This window comes from Rhodococcus sp. P4_C10, from assembly GCF_056402135.1.
In genome coordinates, this window is sequence record NZ_JBFUHZ010000010.1 from 260,413 (window position 1) to 275,238 (window position 14,826).

Genomic DNA, 14,826 nt, shown 5'->3' on the forward strand with positions numbered 1-14,826 from the left:
CGCGAAACGTGCCCCGCACCTGGTACCCCCTGTACCCGGGTGCGGGGTGCTTCGTTTCCGCGTTGGCTACCATGCGTCAATGGCAAAGCTGAAGGTCTCGGTCGACGTTCCCCTCGCGCCCGAGGTGGCGTGGGAAAAGGCAAGTGCCCTGACCGAATTCGATCGGTGGCTCAAGATCCACGACGGCTGGCGCAGCCAGATTCCCGAGCACCTCGCGACGGGCACCACCGCGGAGTCGGTGGTCTCGGTCAAGGGGCTCCGCAACCGGGTCAAGTGGGTCCTGACCGGCTACACGCCGCCGCGCAACCTGGTCCTCGCGGGTGACGGCAAGGGCGGCGTCAAGATCAAGATGACCCTGTCGGTGCGGTCCAAGGGGGCCGGCTCGGAGGTGGAACTCGACATCGACCTCGGCGGAGCCCCGCTGTTCGGCCCTATCGGATCCGGCGTGGCGCGGGCGCTCAAGGGCGACATCGAGGCTTCGCTGCGCACCTTCGTCTCGTTGTACTCGTAAGCCGTTCGAGGACAGGGTTACTCGAGAACGGGGGCGTCGCCGGTGTCGATGAGCCAGGTCTGGGCGAGCCGATCCAGGGTCCCGTCCGCGTAGAGCGAGTCCACCGCGGCCGACGCGCACGGAGTCATCGGGCTGTTCTTCTCCAGTACCAGGCCGAAGAACTCGGTGACGGAGTTCGGTCGTGGGAACTGGCCCACCAGAGCGCTGTTCGGCAGACCCGACTCGGTGATCTGAAATCCGGTGGGGATGTCCACGACGAGGGCGTCGATGGTCCCGGCGGTGAGCGCGGCCTTCGCGTCGTCGGTGGTGTCGAACTCGACGGGCGGCTGCGCGGGCCGGATGGTCCCGGTGATCGCGGCCAGGCTGGTGGAGCCGCGCTGGGCGCCGAGCCGGTAGGGAGTCAGGTCGTTGAGGTTGCGGGCGGTGGCGGCCGGGGTACCGCTCATCGCGACGATCGACTGCGCCACTGCGTAGTACGGCGAGGAGAAGTCGACGGCGTCGCGGCGCTCGCCGACGATGGTGAACTGGTTGATGTCGAAGTCGAAGTCCTTGGGGCCCGGCGCCATTGCCTCGCCCCACGGCACCCGGACGAACTCCACCTGCCGGGCCTGGTAGCCGAGTTTCTCGTAGACCGCCTTCGCGACCGCGCCCTCGAAGCCCGTGCCGTTGGCGGGGTTGTCACCGACGAACCACGGCTCGTAGGCCGGCGAGTCCGTCGCGATGGTGAGCGTGCCCTTCTTGACGGTGGCCTCGCTGCTCGGTCCGCAGGTACTGACCGCGGCGGTCGACGGCAGCTTGGTGAAGGCGACCGGATACTTGGTCGAGGTGGCGCCGGCGTCGATGTCCGCGTTGGTGGTGGCGGTCGAACATCCGCTCAGCGTCAGCGCGGAAACCGCTACGAGGGTGAGCATGACGGGGCGATGTCCGATTCGGCGCACCCGGACATAGTGCATGGACTGTGGGTCCGGGGCAACAGTGGGTCGGCGTTCGGCCGCCCACTGTTGCCCGTCGTCGCCCCCGGGAGTTTCCTTGGCTAGCTGGATTCTTCGATCTCGCCGGGCTGCCAGGCCTTGTCGAACCACGGCTGCAGCGGGCCGTAGATGCGAAGGACCGGCCACCAGCTCTTGTCGGCGACGGTCTGGATCCAGTTCGCTTCCTTCCCGGCCGGCGCGCTCGGTCCGAACCACAGCACGATCGACCCGTCCTGCTCCTCCTGGACGGTGCCGGTGAGGCTCATCAGGCTCGGGTACGGGTTGTCCGTCTGCAGCAGCGACCGGGTCTGGGTGTCGTAGACGTCGACCGACCAGAAGTTCTTCGCCGGGGGGTTCGGGGGGAGCACGAGCCGGTAGGTCTTCGCGCCGTCCAGCAGGCGCCCCTGCGAGTCCTGGGCCGTGTAGGTGTAGGCGGAGCCCGCCCCCACCTGGGCATGGGCCATCGCCGGCGTGATGACGGTGGCGGCGTAGTGGAACAGTGTCCTGGCGTCGAGCATCCGGGCCTGTCCCCGCAGGAATTCGTAACTGCCCCCGACGAATGCCTCCTTCCAGGATCCGCCGTCGAAGGTGAAGTTCTCCGCGCCGCGCGGGAAGTACAGCAGCGCGCGGCTCATGCCCGCGGCCGTCTTCGCCGCCGAGTCGAGGACCGCGGCCATACGCTCGTCCGGCGCGAAGGGACGCCCGTGCTCGATGCCGATGGCGGCGAGCTGCCCGGCCCGCTCGGGGTCGAGTGAGCCGGACGGCTCCTCCTGGACGAGTTCGTCGATCTCGTGGAAGAAGGAGACGTCGTTGGAGTGGACGGTGTTGAACACCTTCTCCGCGAGGTTGACGAAGGTCATCTCGGGGGGCGCGCCCGCGTCGGAGAGCCGGTACACCCGGGACTGCTTGACGGCCTCGATCCCGTCGAGCGCGCGGATGACCACCCAGTTGGTGAAAGTGGGTGTGCGACAGATGAAGTAGCCGTCGGGCTCGTCGCCGGTGTAGCCGGGCGGGAGGAACAGGTACTTTCCGCCCTGCCCCTTGTCCGGCCCGGCGATGCCCATGTCCGTCACGTACCGGAACCAGAAGTCGTCGACGACGCACAGGGAGTTCGTCGGCGGCTCGATGACCACCGGCCCGTCGTGCAGGTCGATGAACATCGTCCCGTACGCGGTCGCGGTGTTCGGGGTCAGGAAGAAGCTTGCCGAGTTGGCCCGGGGATCGGTCACGCCGAGGACGTTCAGACCGTCGACGCCGACGCTGCGAAGGCCGTGCCGCATCGCCACCAGGGACGCGCCCGGTACGGCGTTGAGGAAGGAGTCGACGCCACGCATGAAGTCCAGGCCGTCGTACAGCGCGCGGGTCGAGTCGGGCAGCGGTACACCGTCGAAGAACTCGAACGTGCCCAGTGGTGACTCCACCCGGTCCGGAACGCCGATCTTGTTCAGTTCCGCAGTCAGGTCAACCTTTGCTTTGTCCATGCCTCGCCGCTCCTGAGTTCAGACCAGTGGAGACCTCAGGATCCAGGAGGAGGAGTCGCCCGTGCCTCATCCCGCGGGGGTGAAAGTGGAGGAATGGCGCTCCGTACGGCGCGGCCTGCCCGGCAGGCGCTCGCCCTACCGGCAGATGTGGTGCCCTCGGCAGGATTCGAACCTGCGACCTACCCTTTAGGAGAGGGTTGCTCTATCCCCTGAGCTACGAAGGCGTCGTGTGTGTACACACACCGCAGCGGAGTCTATCCGACTCCCCGTCACGGCGTCGTCGGCACCTGCTCCTGGCCGGGCGCCGCCGTCCCGCGGTGGAAACCCTTCACGTCGTAGAGCCGGGTCACCACCAGGCCGAGCAGGAGCCCGACCAGCAGCCCCACTCCGGTCATTCCGACCGCGTGGGTGAGGTCCGCGCCGCCGTCGAAGTAGAGCAGCGCCCGGGCGCCCAGGAACACCTGGTGCATGGGCTCGAAGTTCGCCAGCCAGCCGAACAGCGGCGGCGTCGCCTCGATCGGGATGGTGGCGCCGGAGGAGGGCAGGCCGAGGATCACGAACAGGATGAGGTTGACCAGCAGCCCCGCGGTGCCGAAGGCGGCCAGTACCGACAGCGCGGTGACGCCCACCGCGGTGATGGCGAACGCGCCGTACAGCCACAGCCCGAGGCCGTGCGGGACCGGCATGCCCAGTGCCCGGCCGATCCCGACGTAGAGCCCGGACACCAGCGGGGCCAGCACCAGCATCACCGCCCACTTGACCAGCAGGGTGTGCAGCCGCGAGATCTCGACGGCGGGGTTGTGCACGTACCGGGGGCCGAACTCGGTCGGCGCGAAGCCCAGCGCGGCGTCGACCAGGGAGTGCACGATCATGCCGCCGGTGAAGCCGGCCAGCAGGAGTAGCAGCGCGTAGTAGAAGGCGGACAGCCCGCTGCCGGTGCCCGCGGGCAGCGGGTGGAACGGCGTGGTGACCACGTTGATCGGGGTGGCCAGGGTCAGCCGGGCGGCGCCGGCGACCTGCGGGGCGCCCGCCATGCCCGCCAGCTGGGCGTTGACCTGCTCGGTGAGCTGCCGCCCGACCGTCGCGTTCACCTCGTCGAGCGCGCGCTGAGTGACGCCGGTGACGAGTCCCGCGCTGTACGTCCCGGCGCGGGGGTTGGTGTAGACGGTGATGATCGGTTTCTCGACGTCGCCGGGCACCACGCTGGCCTCGGCGAGGATCAGCAGGCGCTTGCTGAAGTCGCTGGGGATCACGATCGCGCCGTAGAGGTCGCCGTCGGCGAGCCGCTGCTGCGCCTGCGCGATGCCGATCCGCTGCAGGTCGATCTTGTCGGCGGGGATGTTTGCGACCAGTCCGTCGGTGATCTGGTTGCCGAAGTTCACCGGCTCCGCCCCCGGCGTGGCGGGGGTGTCGCCCTCGTCCTGGTTGACGAGCGCGATCGGGAAGTCGTGCAGTTCCTCCTGCGCGTCGAGGACGCCGCCCAGGTAGAGCCCGGCGAGCAGCGACATCAGGGCGCTGACCACCACCAGCGGCGCCAGCCAGAACCGGGCCGTGCGCAGTACGGATTCGGTCGATGCCACTGGTCGTCGCCTTCCGCCGAGGGACTCGGGACTGGTGCCCGAGACGATTCTGGCACCGCACCCGCACCAGACGGTGCGGACACGGTGCCAGATCTGCGGCAATCGTAGGGGAGCGGCTAGCGCGCGGCGACCGCCTCCGGCTCGGACGGCGCGGGTGCCTGGAGGTCGCGCTCGAGCTTCGCGCCCTCGATGTCGATGTTCGGCAGGATCCGGTCCAGCCACATCGGCAGCCACCACGCCTTGTCGCCGAGCAGGGCCAGCACCGCCGGAATGATCACCATCCGGACGATGAAGGCGTCGAAGAACACCGCCGCGGCGAGCGCGAAGCCGATCGACTTGATGAACGAGTTGGGTTCGGCCATGAACGCGCCGAACACAAAGATCATGATCAGCGCGGCCGCGGTGACGACGCGGGAACCATGGCTGAAGCCGATGGTGATCGCGTCCTTCGCGGACGCCCCGTGCACGTACTCCTCGCGCATGCGGGTCACCAGGAACACCTGGTAGTCCATCGCCAGCCCGAACACCACACCGATCAGGAAGATCGGCATGAAGCTGACCAGCGGCTGCGGGTTGCCGACCAGTCCGCCCCACCCGTTCTGGAAGATCGCCACGGTGGCGCCGAAGGTCGCGAGCACGCTGAGCAGGAAGCCCAGGGTCGCGGTCAGCGGCACCAGGATCGACCGGAACACCAGCATCAGCAGCAGGAACGCCAGGCCGACGACCACCGCGAGGTACGGCACCAACGCGTTCAGCAGGGTGTCCGAGATGTCGGTCTCGATCGCGGTCTGCCCGGTGACGCCGTAGTTGACGCCGATCTGCTCGTGCAGGCCGGCCTCGCCGTCGCGGAGGGACTGCATCAGGTCGACCGTGCTCTGGTCGGTCGGCGCGCCGGCCGGGGTGACCATGATCTGCGCGGTGTCGCCGGCCGGGTTGACGCCGATGATCTGCGCGTTGGTGACGTCGGGCTGACCGGCGACCGCGGTCAGCACCTCGCCGAACGCCTGCTCGGCGGGGACGGACGCGTCCTTGGCGTCGACCACCACGAGCAGCGGGCCGTTGCGGCCGGGGCCGAAGCCCTCGTTGACCAGGTCGAAGGCCTGCCGCGCGGAGGTCGCCGGGTCGCCGGTGCCCTCGCTGGGCAACGCCAGCTTGAGGCCGGTGGCGGGCAGCGCGAGCAGCACCAGCAGCAGCACGCCGCCGATCAACGGGACGGCGGGACGCTTCGTCACCCAGGTGGCGTAGCGCTTGGCCGGCCCCGGTTCGAGCGACCCGGACTCGGGGTCCCGGGGATTGACGAACGGGATCTTGCCGGCGAACACCTTGCGGCCGAACAGGCCCAGCATCGCGGGCAGGAAGGTCAGCGCGATGAGCACCGCGATCAGCACGGCGAAGGCGGCGGCCATGCCCATCTCGGTGAGGAAGCGGATGCCGACGACCCGCAGCGCCACCAGCGCGATGATCACCGTCAGGCCGGCGAACACCACCGCGGAACCGGCGGTGCCGACGGCGCGCCCGGCGGCCTCCTCGCGGCTGTCGGTGACGCTGAGTTCGTGCCGGAACCGGGAGACGATGAACAGTGAGTAGTCGATCGCCACGGCGAGACCGATCATCACGGCCAGCGTCGGGGTCATCGACCCGAGTTCGGTGAACCCGGTCGCGACGGTGATGCCGAGGCTGCCGATGCCGACGCCGATGATGGCGGAGATCAGGGGCAGTCCGGCGGCGACCAGCGATCCGAAGGTGAGCATCAGGACCACGGCCGCCACAGCCATGCCGACCAGTTCCGCGGATCCGCCCGGCATGTCGACCTTCTGTGCGGCGCTGCCGCTGACCTCCACGGTCAGGCCGGCGTCGCGGGCGGTCTGCGCGGCCGCGTCGATCTGGTCGGTCAGGTCGGTCGTGACGTCCTGCATGCCTCCGCTGAAGGGCACCTCGACGTAGCCGACGGTCTTGTCGGGGCTCAGCGGCGACAGCGCCTGCGCGTCGGCGACGGCCTGGTCGAGCGGCTTTCCGGTCTGCTCGGCCTGCGCGGTGGCCATCTCGGTCAGGCCGGCGTCGGCGACGACCGGGTTGACCAGCGCGGCGGAGCGCTCACCCTCGGGAACCGGCGCGGCGGGGTCGGCCTTGGCGGCCGGATCGACCAGGTCGATGCCGCGGACCTGCGCCAGCGTCGCGTCCATAGCGGCCTCGTTCGCGGGCGTCGCGAGGGTCTGGCCGTCGGGTGCGGCGAAGACGAACCGGGCGCTGAGCGAGCTGAAGGGGTCCTTGCCCGAGTCCGGGAACCGCTCGCTCATCAGGTCCTGAGCCTTCTGCGCGGGCGTGCCGGGGATCGAGAACGAGTCGCTCGTCGGGCCCGACAGGGTGGCGGCACCCACTCCCATGAGAACGAGGATCGCGAGCCAGATCGCCAGGACCGTGCCTTTTCGCCGATAGGCGAACTTGCCGATCCGATAAAGATAGGTGGCCATGGAAGACCCTTCGGTGTCGAGAACTGTCAGGACTGGGGAGCGGTGGGGTGCGGCTGCGGCAGGCCGGCCCGCAGCTGTCGAAATGACTGGGAGACAAGCTCTCCCGGGGACGTGGCGGTGGAGGTGCCGCGCAGCCACAGTTCGATTGCGGCCTTGCAGGCGGCACCGGCCGCCATCTGCAGCAGGTTCGGGTACAGGTCGGTGTCGATGTCGGTGCCGGTGCGCTCGGCGATGGCCTCGCCGAGGATCCGGGTGACGCGCCCACGCATCTCCACCTTGCGGGTCATCAGCGCCGGACTGTCCTCGACCAACGCCATCACCGCGACCATCTCGTCGAGGTCGCGGTCCGGGTCGGTGACCAGGTCGAGGGACAGTCGCTCGAGGGAGTCCCAGATCGGCTCGTCCGCGGGCCGGGCGCGCAACATCTCCACCCACACCGTCGCCTCGGTCTCGAAGCGGTACAGGATCGCTTCTTCCTTGGAGGAGAAGTAGTTGTGGAAGGTGCGGGTGGAGACCCCGGCCTCGGCGGCGATGGCGTCGGCGGTGACGGCGTCGAGGCCGCCCGCCCGGGAAGTGGTGTGGGTCACTTTCGTGATGGACGGCGACTACTCTGGTCGGGAGTCCCCTCGGGAGGCCCACCATGAGTCCGTCGTCGGAGTCCGGCACCGCCGCACCGCGACACTCGCCGGCGACGGTGGTCGTGACGCAACGCGTCCGCCCGGGCCGGCGCGCCGACTTCCGGCGCTGGCAGGACGAGGTGGACTGCGCCGCCGCGGCGTTCGCCGGGTTCCTCGGCGCCGAGGTCACCGGGCCCACCGGCGCCGGGTCGGAGTGGTCGGTGGTCTACCGGTTCGACGGCACCGCGAACCTGAAACGGTGGCTCGACAGCGACACCCGGCGCGAGCTGATGGTCCGCGGCGCCGACCTCTTCGAGGCGCCACCGATCCAGCACGTGCTCGTCGACGAGGCCGACGACGACGTCGTGACGGTGGTGGTCTCGCACCCGCACGTGCCCGGCCGGGAGGACGAGTTCGTGGCCTGGCAGCAGCGGGTCGTCGAGGCGGAGAAGGGGTTTCCCGGATTCCGGGGCTCTCGGCTGCACCGGCCGGTGCCCGGGATCCAGGACAGCTGGACGATCGTCTTCAGCTTCGACACCGCGGAACACCTCGACGCGTGGCTGGGCTCGCCCGAACGCGCCGCGCTGCTCGCGGAGGGGCGCGACTTCGAGGAGTACGAGGTGCACCAGATCGCGAACCCCTACGGGTCGTGGTTCCCGGCGCCCGGGCCGGGGGCTGGCGCCACCGCGTCGTGGAAGACGGCGCTCTCGGTGCTGGTCGGTCTGTACCCGACCGTCGTGATCCTCACCGTCGCGCTCACCGAGATCTGGCCGGGCGCGAAGCTGTGGGCGGCCCTGCTGGTCGGCAACATAGCCTCGGTCAGCCTCCTGACCTGGGTCGTCATGCCACTGGTCACCCGCATGCTGGGCTTCTGGCTGGAGCCGGGCCGGCGCCCGGGCCGGCGCACCGACACGCTGGGGCTGGTGATCTCGGTGGGATTCCTGACGGCGGCTGCCGTCGTCTTCTGGCTCGCTACGACGGTGGTGTGGACGCTGCCCTAACCCGGTGTGCCCAGGGACCGTCGGATGGTGCGCGCCAGGAACGGGCGCAGCAGCGGTTCGGCGATCCCGCCGGCGCGGACCAGGACGCGGGTCAGCGGGTCCACCGAGATGTGGTGGCGGCCCTGTTCGATCCCCTTCAGCGCCGCGGCCGCGACCTTGTCGGCGGAGACCGGTGCGACTGCGCCGGACACAGCCACGGTCTCCGGCGGCTTGCGGGTGTTCTCGACGGCCAAGCCGGGGGTGTCGGTGTCCGGCGGGTACAGCACCGCGACCGTGACCCCGGCCGGCTGCACCTCGTAGCGCAGGCAGTGCGCGAGTTCGTGCACCGCGGCCTTGGTGGGTGCGTACCCGCTGTATCCGACCACCCCGATCAGACCGGCGGTCGAACTGGTCAGCACCACGGTGCCGCGGCCTCGGGCGACCATCCCCGGCAGCACTGCCCGCGCCGCATGCACCGCGCCCAGGTAGTTCAGCCGCATCTGCGACTCGAACTCCTCGACCGGCACCTCGAGGAACCGCCCCGGCAGGGCGGTGCCCGCGCACGCGACCAGCACGTCGCAGGGACCGGACCGGGCCTCGAGTTGCTCGACCGCCCGCGACAGTCCCGCCGGGTCGGTGACGTCGGCGACCGCCCAGTTCGCGCCCATCGGCTCGGCCGTCGCGCGCAGCAGTTCCTCGCCGCGGGCGAGGATCGAGACCGTCGCACCCCTGGCCGCGGCGGCGCGGGCCACCGCGGCGCCGATGCCCTGGGAGCCGCCGGTCACCAGCACGTGCGCGTGCGGCCAGTCGATCCGCCTCTTTCGTCTCACGGCGCGATCGTAGGGTCACTCGGTCACGGAAGACGGTCACTTCTGTCATACGTTTACCGCGCCGCGCTGCGTAGGGTGCGAGGCAACGTCCAACGAACAGATACGAGGTGCCCGGTGCAGATCGGAATGCAGATCACCTACAGCGGCGGTTTCGCCGAGACGGTCGCGGAGGTCGGGGACCTCGAACGCGCGGGTCTCGACATCGCCTTCGTCGCCGAGGCGTACTCCTTCGACGCGGTGAGCCAGCTCGGCTTCCTCGCCGCGAAGACGAAGACGGTCAAGCTCGCGTCCGGCATCTTCCAGATCTACACCCGCACCCCGTCGCTGATGGCGATGACCGCGGCGGGTCTGGACTTCGTCTCGGACGGGCGTTTCGTGCTCGGCATGGGCGCCTCCGGCCCGCAGGTCATCGAGGGCTTCCACGGCGTGCCGTACGACGCACCGCTCGGACGCACCCGCGAGATCGTCGACATCTGCCGTCAGGTGTGGCGCCGCGAGAAGGTCAACTACCAGGGCAAGTACTACCAGGTCCCGCTGCCCGCCGAGAAGGGCACCGGCCTGGGCAAGCCCCTCAAGCTGATCAACCATCCTGTGCGCGAGCGCATCCCGATCGTGATCGCGTCGCTGGGGCCGAAGAACGTCGCGCTGACCGCCGAGATCGCCGAGGGCTGGGAGCCGATCTTCTTCCACCCCGAGCGCGCCGACGACGTGTGGGGCGAGTCGCTCGCCAAGGGCAAGGCCAAGCGCGATCCGAGCCTCGGCGAGCTGGAGGTCTACGCCGGGCCGGCCCTCGCGATCGGCGAGGACGTCGACCACATGCTCGAGTGGATCAAGCCCAATCTGGCCCTCTACATCGGCGGCATGGGCGCCAAGGGCAAGAACTTCTACAACGACCTGGCCTGCCGCTACGGCTACGAGGCCGAGGCCGCGACCATCCAGGAGCTCTACCTCTCCGGCAAGAAGGAAGAGGCCGCGGCCGCCGTGCCGGACGAGCTGGTGCGGGCGATCTCGCTGATCGGTCCCGCCGGCTACGTCAAGGAGCGGGTCGCCGCGTTCGCGGAGGCCGGGGTCACCACGCTGAACGTCGCGCCGCTGGCCGCGGACTCGGCGGGCCGGGTCAAGCTGATCGAGCAGCTGCGCAAGATCGTCGACTAGAGCGCGGGGGATCGGCGGAGCCGGGCCAGCATCGGGGCGAACGCCTCGGCCAGCTCGCCCGGCACCGTCACCTCCGTGATGCCCAGACGCTCCTCGCGCTCGCGTAGGAGGTCGAAGGCCAGGCCGGGGTCCGCAGGCAGCAGACCCGCCGATCCCAGCCGCCGGAGTTCGGCGAGGGTGGGTCCGCCGGTCCGGGCGAACCACGACGGCAACGCCTCGCCGACGCCCACCATCGACTGGGTGAACGCCATTGCCGGGCAGCCTTTTTCGCGCGCGGCCTCGACGGTCGTCTCCAGGTCTTCCTCGGTCGCGGTGGGGCCGAGGGCGAGCGCGATGCGATCCGCCACCCGCCCCGCGGCGGCCGTCATCTTCGGCCCCGCCGCCGAGACGATCACCTCCGGCGCCGGGTCGACGCCCGCCCGCACCGCGGCCACCCAGGTCCGCAGCCTGAGCGTGGTCGTCACCGCCGCCGCGGCCGCCAAAGCGGGGAAGGGCGAGGTGCTCCACAGGGTGTCCGGCACCAGCAGCGAGTCGAACCCCTGCTCCTCGAGATGCCGGACCCGCCGGATCCAGTCGGCGCCGGACCGGGCGGGGCCTCGACCACCGCGACCCTCATCGCCGGGTCTCCCGCAGCACCGCCAACCGGGCGCGGTACTCGGCCTCGGTGATCTCGCCGCGGGCGAAGACGTCGCGCAGCGTGGACTCGCCGTGGTGCCCGCGCCAGCGGCGACGGGCGAGGACGACCAGTACGATCACGGTCACCCAGAAGGCGATGGGGATGAGGACGAACCACGGGCCCGGCCCCCAGCCGGGTCCGTAGCGGCCGTCGATGTGGTCGGCCAGGATCAGGGACGTCTGTGCGCTGAGAGTGTTCATGTCCCGAGCCTGGCCGCTCGCGGTGCTCCGGCGCATCGGCCGCCGCGCGGCATCTCGGGTACGCGTCGGGACGTACGTCAGTCCCGCCAGCCGGGCCGGACCAGGCCGGATTCGTAGGCGAGCACCACCAGTTGGGTGCGGTCCCGCGCACCCAGCTTGAGCAGGATCCGGCTGACGTGGGTGCGCGCGGTGGCGGGGCTGAGGAACAGCCGTTCCCCGATCTCGGCGTTGGTCAGGCCCTCCGCCACCAGGGTCATCACCTCGCGTTCGCGGTCGGTGAGCTCGGCCAGCGGGGCGGCGTCGGGGGCGGGCTTGGCGTGGGCCGCGAACTCGGCGAGCAGCCGCCGGGTGACGCCGGGGGAGAGCAGTGCCTCGCCGTCCGCGACCACCCGCACCGCACGCACCAGGTCGGCCGGTTCGGTGTGCTTGACCAGGAACCCGGCGGCGCCGGCGCGGATCGCCTCGAAGACGTACTCGTCCAGCTCGAAGGTGGTCAGCACCACCACCCGGACCCCGGACAGTGCCGGCCTGGCCGCGATCCGGCGGGTGGCCTCGAGCCCGTCGAGCACCGGCATCCGGATGTCCATCAACACGACGTCGGGCACCAGCTCCGTGGCCAGCCGCAGCGCCTCCGCGCCGTCCTGGGCCTGGCCGACCACCTCGATGTCGTCCTGGGCGTCGAGCAGGGCGGCGAACCCGGCCCGCACCAGCGCCTGGTCGTCGGCGACCAGGACCCGGATCGCGGGCGGCGTCATGTCGGCTCACCGCCGCCGATGTCGTTGCCGGGCAGGGGCAGTCGCGCGTGTACCTGGAAGCCGTGCGGGGACCGGGGCCCGGCACTGAGGGTGCCGCCGAGCGAGTGGGCTCGTTCGGTCATCCCCGCGATGCCGGCGCCGTGTGGGGCCGCACGACCGCCGTCGCCCACGCCGTCGTCGTCCACTTCCAGTTCCAGCAGGCCGGGCAGGTATCGCACCGACACCCGCGCCGCGGTCTGGCCGGAGTGCCGCGCGACGTTGGTCAGCGCCTCCTGCACGATCCGTGCCGCCGCCAGGTCCACCGCCGCCGGAAGGGGCTGCGCCGCACCGGTGGTGGTGGTCTGCACCCGGATCCCGGCGGCGCGGGCCCGTTCCACCAGGGCGTCGAGATCCGCGACGGTGGGGGCCGGCGCGAGCGGTGCCAGTTCGGCGCCGCCGCGGCGCAGCGTCCGCAGCATGGAGTGCACCTCGAGCAGGGCGTCGCGGCTGGCGGTCTTGATGGAGGCCAGTGCGATGCCTGCCTGTTCGGGCCGGCTCTCGAGCAGCTCGAGGGCCACCCCGGACTGGACGTTGATCATCGAAAGGCTGTGCGCCAGTACGTCGTGCAGCTCGCGGGCGATGTCGAGCCGCTCCTCGGTGGCGCGGCGCAGGCGCTCCTCCTCGGCGCTGCGGGCGGCCGCCCGGGCCCGTTGGCGGCGTGCCCGGGCCGCGTCGCGTCGTTGCCGGATCAGCTCGGCCACCGCCAGCAGGGTGAGCAGCCAGGCGGCCAGCCCCACCCTTGCGGCGGCCGGTGGGACGGCGCCGCCGGTAACCCACGGGACGCCCCACACGAACACCACGTAGCCGACCGCGGGTACCGCGTACATCGGCCAGCGCCGGGTCGTCGGGGCGGCGGTGAGGAACGCGACGACCATGGACAGGAAGACGGGCCCCTCCCCGTACCCGAGCAGCAGGTAGGCCAGTGCCGCCGCCACGGTCACCGCGAGCACCGCGACGGGCGCGGTCCGCCGCCACAGCAGTGCGACCGGACCAACCGCGAGCAGGACGAAGGCCGCCGCATCGAGCGGTTGCGTGCCCGGTTGGTGCCGGGCCGCGGCCACCGAACCGACGCAGGAGACGACGCCGACTGCCGTCGCGAGTGCGACGTCGAAGGGCCTCGGCACCCGGGCATGCATGGCTTCAACCTAGCGCCGGACGGCGGCCGCGGCATCGGTCTGAAGGCGTAACGCGGAGTCCGCCGCGCGGCGCAGCCGGAGTCCGAGACCGGGATCGGTTGTGGTGCCGTTTCTCACACCCCGTCTCGGCCCGCCTCGGACTTCGGGTGCCCGGGCGGCGGGGTGCGCCCCGCGCGACGGGTCTGGAGGGCACAATCGGTGAAAACCGGACAGCTGGAGGACAAGGCATGAGCGCAGGCAAGCCCGTCGTAGTCGGAGTGGACGGATCTGAATCGGCGTCGACCGCGGTGGTGTGGGCCGCGCGCACGGCGGCCGGCCGCAAGGTTCCGCTGTTGCTCGTCTCGGTGGTCCACGTGCCCCCGTACTACTACTCCGAGCCCTACCTGGCCCGCGGCTACAGCGACGACCTGAAGAACGAGGGCCGCGCGCACCTCGACAGCGCCGAGGTGCTGGCCCGCTCGGTCGCCGAGGACCTCGGCCCGCTCGCGGTGGGTACCAAGCTGCACGAGGGCCGGATCGCGGACATCCTGCTGCAGTACTCGGCCGACGCCACCATGATCGTGCTCGGCAGCCGGGGGCTCGGCGAGTTCACCGGGGCCCTGCTCGGCTCGGTGACCCGCGCGGTGGCCTCGCACTCGACCGCCCCGGTCGCGGTGGTGCGCGGCCGCACCCTCGACGGCCGCCCGCCCGCCCAGGGCCCGGTCGTGGTCGGTGTCGACGGGTCCGAGGTGAGCGAGGCCGCGGTGGCCGTGGCGTTCGCGGAGGCGTCCGCCCGGGGCGCCTCGCTGGTGGCGGTGAACGTCTGGAGCGACGTGTCCGTCCAGCCCTCCCTCGGAGCCACCGCCTCGGACCCGCACTGGAGCGGGATCCAGGCCGCGGAGGAGGCGGTGCTCTCGGAGCGGCTGGCCGGCTGGCTCGAGCGGTACCCGGACGTGAACGTGCAGCGCGTGGTGAGCCGCGACCGCCCGGTCCGGGTGCTGAGCGAGTACTCCGAGCAGGCCCAGCTGCTGGTGGTCGGCAGCCACGGCCGCGGCGGCTTCAAGGGGATGGTGCTCGGTTCGACGAGCAACGCGCTGATGAACACCGCCGACTGCCCGGTCCTGATCGTGCGGCCGCCGGCACAGGACTGACCGGGCGGCGGGGGCAGGTCTGGTCGGGCGGCCGGGGCCGGGCCGAATCGGGCTGCGCAGTAACGGAACCAGACCGGAAACGATGTTTTGAGTAGCTGATCCATCGTCGAAGGAGGCTCCATGAAGCAGCGTTTCACGTTCGGGCGTCGACTGGCCACCGTCCTGACCACCGCGGCAGCGGCGACTGCCCTGCTCGCCGGCACCGCGGTCGCGGCGCCGGCAACGCCGCCCACCGCCGACCTCGCGGCTGCCGAGGCGGGCCTGCGGTCCGCGGCGGCAGGCGACCCGGCGGCC

14 protein-coding genes and 1 tRNA gene are annotated in these 14,826 nt (G+C 71.0%); 4 read left to right on the forward strand and 11 right to left on the reverse strand.

What is annotated here, in order from left to right:
• The first annotated feature begins 79 nt into the window (after positions 1-79).
• A complete protein-coding gene (locus AC1DWC_RS09755) occupies positions 80-511 on the forward strand; it encodes a type II toxin-antitoxin system Rv0910 family toxin (RefSeq protein WP_072842910.1) in 432 nt (143 codons plus the stop codon).
• A 17-nt stretch (positions 512-528) separates the two neighbouring features.
• On the opposite strand, the gene AC1DWC_RS09760 is transcribed toward AC1DWC_RS09755, so the two are convergent.
• The 6 genes from AC1DWC_RS09760 to AC1DWC_RS09785 all read right to left on the reverse strand — a co-directional run bounded on the left by AC1DWC_RS09760 (position 529) and on the right by AC1DWC_RS09785 (position 7,601).
• Positions 529-1,422, reverse strand: a complete 894-nt coding sequence (locus AC1DWC_RS09760; RefSeq protein ID WP_477907543.1) for an ABC transporter substrate-binding protein — start codon at positions 1,420-1,422, stop codon at positions 529-531.
• A gap of 122 nt (positions 1,423-1,544) precedes the next feature.
• Positions 1,545-2,963, reverse strand: a complete 1,419-nt coding sequence (locus AC1DWC_RS09765) for a DUF1254 domain-containing protein (RefSeq protein ID WP_477907546.1) — start codon at positions 2,961-2,963, stop codon at positions 1,545-1,547.
• A 148-nt stretch (positions 2,964-3,111) separates the two neighbouring features.
• Positions 3,112-3,187, reverse strand: a tRNA-Arg gene (locus tag AC1DWC_RS09770).
• A 45-nt stretch (positions 3,188-3,232) separates the two neighbouring features.
• Entirely contained in the window at positions 3,233-4,543 is a 1,311-nt protein-coding gene (locus tag AC1DWC_RS09775; protein WP_477907548.1) for a YhgE/Pip domain-containing protein, read from the reverse strand.
• Between the two features lie 116 nt (positions 4,544-4,659).
• Positions 4,660-7,014, reverse strand: a complete 2,355-nt coding sequence (locus tag AC1DWC_RS09780) for an MMPL family transporter (protein WP_477907550.1) — start codon at positions 7,012-7,014, stop codon at positions 4,660-4,662.
• Between the two features lie 26 nt (positions 7,015-7,040).
• Positions 7,041-7,601, reverse strand: coding sequence for a TetR/AcrR family transcriptional regulator (locus AC1DWC_RS09785; protein ID WP_477907551.1), 561 nt, complete (start codon positions 7,599-7,601; stop codon positions 7,041-7,043).
• A gap of 53 nt (positions 7,602-7,654) precedes the next feature.
• Between AC1DWC_RS09785 and AC1DWC_RS09790 the strand changes: the two genes are divergently transcribed.
• Entirely contained in the window at positions 7,655-8,632 is a 978-nt protein-coding gene (locus AC1DWC_RS09790; RefSeq protein WP_477907554.1) for an antibiotic biosynthesis monooxygenase, read from the forward strand.
• On the opposite strand, the gene AC1DWC_RS09795 is transcribed toward AC1DWC_RS09790, so the two are convergent.
• A complete protein-coding gene (locus tag AC1DWC_RS09795; RefSeq protein WP_477907556.1) occupies positions 8,629-9,441 on the reverse strand; it encodes an SDR family oxidoreductase in 813 nt (270 codons plus the stop codon). The genes AC1DWC_RS09790 and AC1DWC_RS09795 overlap by 4 nt on opposite strands.
• Positions 9,442-9,555: 114 nt before the next feature.
• On the opposite strand from AC1DWC_RS09795, the gene AC1DWC_RS09800 reads away from it, so the two are divergent.
• Entirely contained in the window at positions 9,556-10,596 is a 1,041-nt protein-coding gene (locus AC1DWC_RS09800) for an LLM class F420-dependent oxidoreductase (protein WP_477836964.1), read from the forward strand.
• On the opposite strand, the gene AC1DWC_RS09805 is transcribed toward AC1DWC_RS09800, so the two are convergent.
• From AC1DWC_RS09805 to AC1DWC_RS09820, 4 genes are all read right to left on the reverse strand, one after another.
• A complete protein-coding gene (locus AC1DWC_RS09805; RefSeq protein WP_477907607.1) occupies positions 10,593-11,165 on the reverse strand; it encodes an LLM class oxidoreductase in 573 nt (190 codons plus the stop codon). The genes AC1DWC_RS09800 and AC1DWC_RS09805 overlap by 4 nt on opposite strands.
• A gap of 43 nt (positions 11,166-11,208) precedes the next feature.
• Complete coding sequence (locus AC1DWC_RS09810) at positions 11,209-11,472, reverse strand: SHOCT domain-containing protein (RefSeq protein WP_477907559.1); 264 nt, start codon at positions 11,470-11,472, stop codon at positions 11,209-11,211.
• A 77-nt stretch (positions 11,473-11,549) separates the two neighbouring features.
• The gene (locus AC1DWC_RS09815) at positions 11,550-12,227 is read right to left on the reverse strand and encodes a response regulator (protein ID WP_477907561.1); all 678 of its coding nucleotides are present in this window, start codon (positions 12,225-12,227) and stop codon (positions 11,550-11,552) included.
• A complete protein-coding gene (locus AC1DWC_RS09820; RefSeq protein ID WP_477907563.1) occupies positions 12,224-13,402 on the reverse strand; it encodes a sensor histidine kinase in 1,179 nt (392 codons plus the stop codon). Before AC1DWC_RS09820 ends, AC1DWC_RS09815 begins: the two co-directional genes overlap by 4 nt.
• 227 nt (positions 13,403-13,629) lie before the next feature.
• On the opposite strand from AC1DWC_RS09820, the gene AC1DWC_RS09825 reads away from it, so the two are divergent.
• Positions 13,630-14,532, forward strand: coding sequence for a universal stress protein (locus AC1DWC_RS09825; protein ID WP_477836954.1), 903 nt, complete (start codon positions 13,630-13,632; stop codon positions 14,530-14,532).
• Positions 14,533-14,826: the final 294 nt, after the last annotated feature.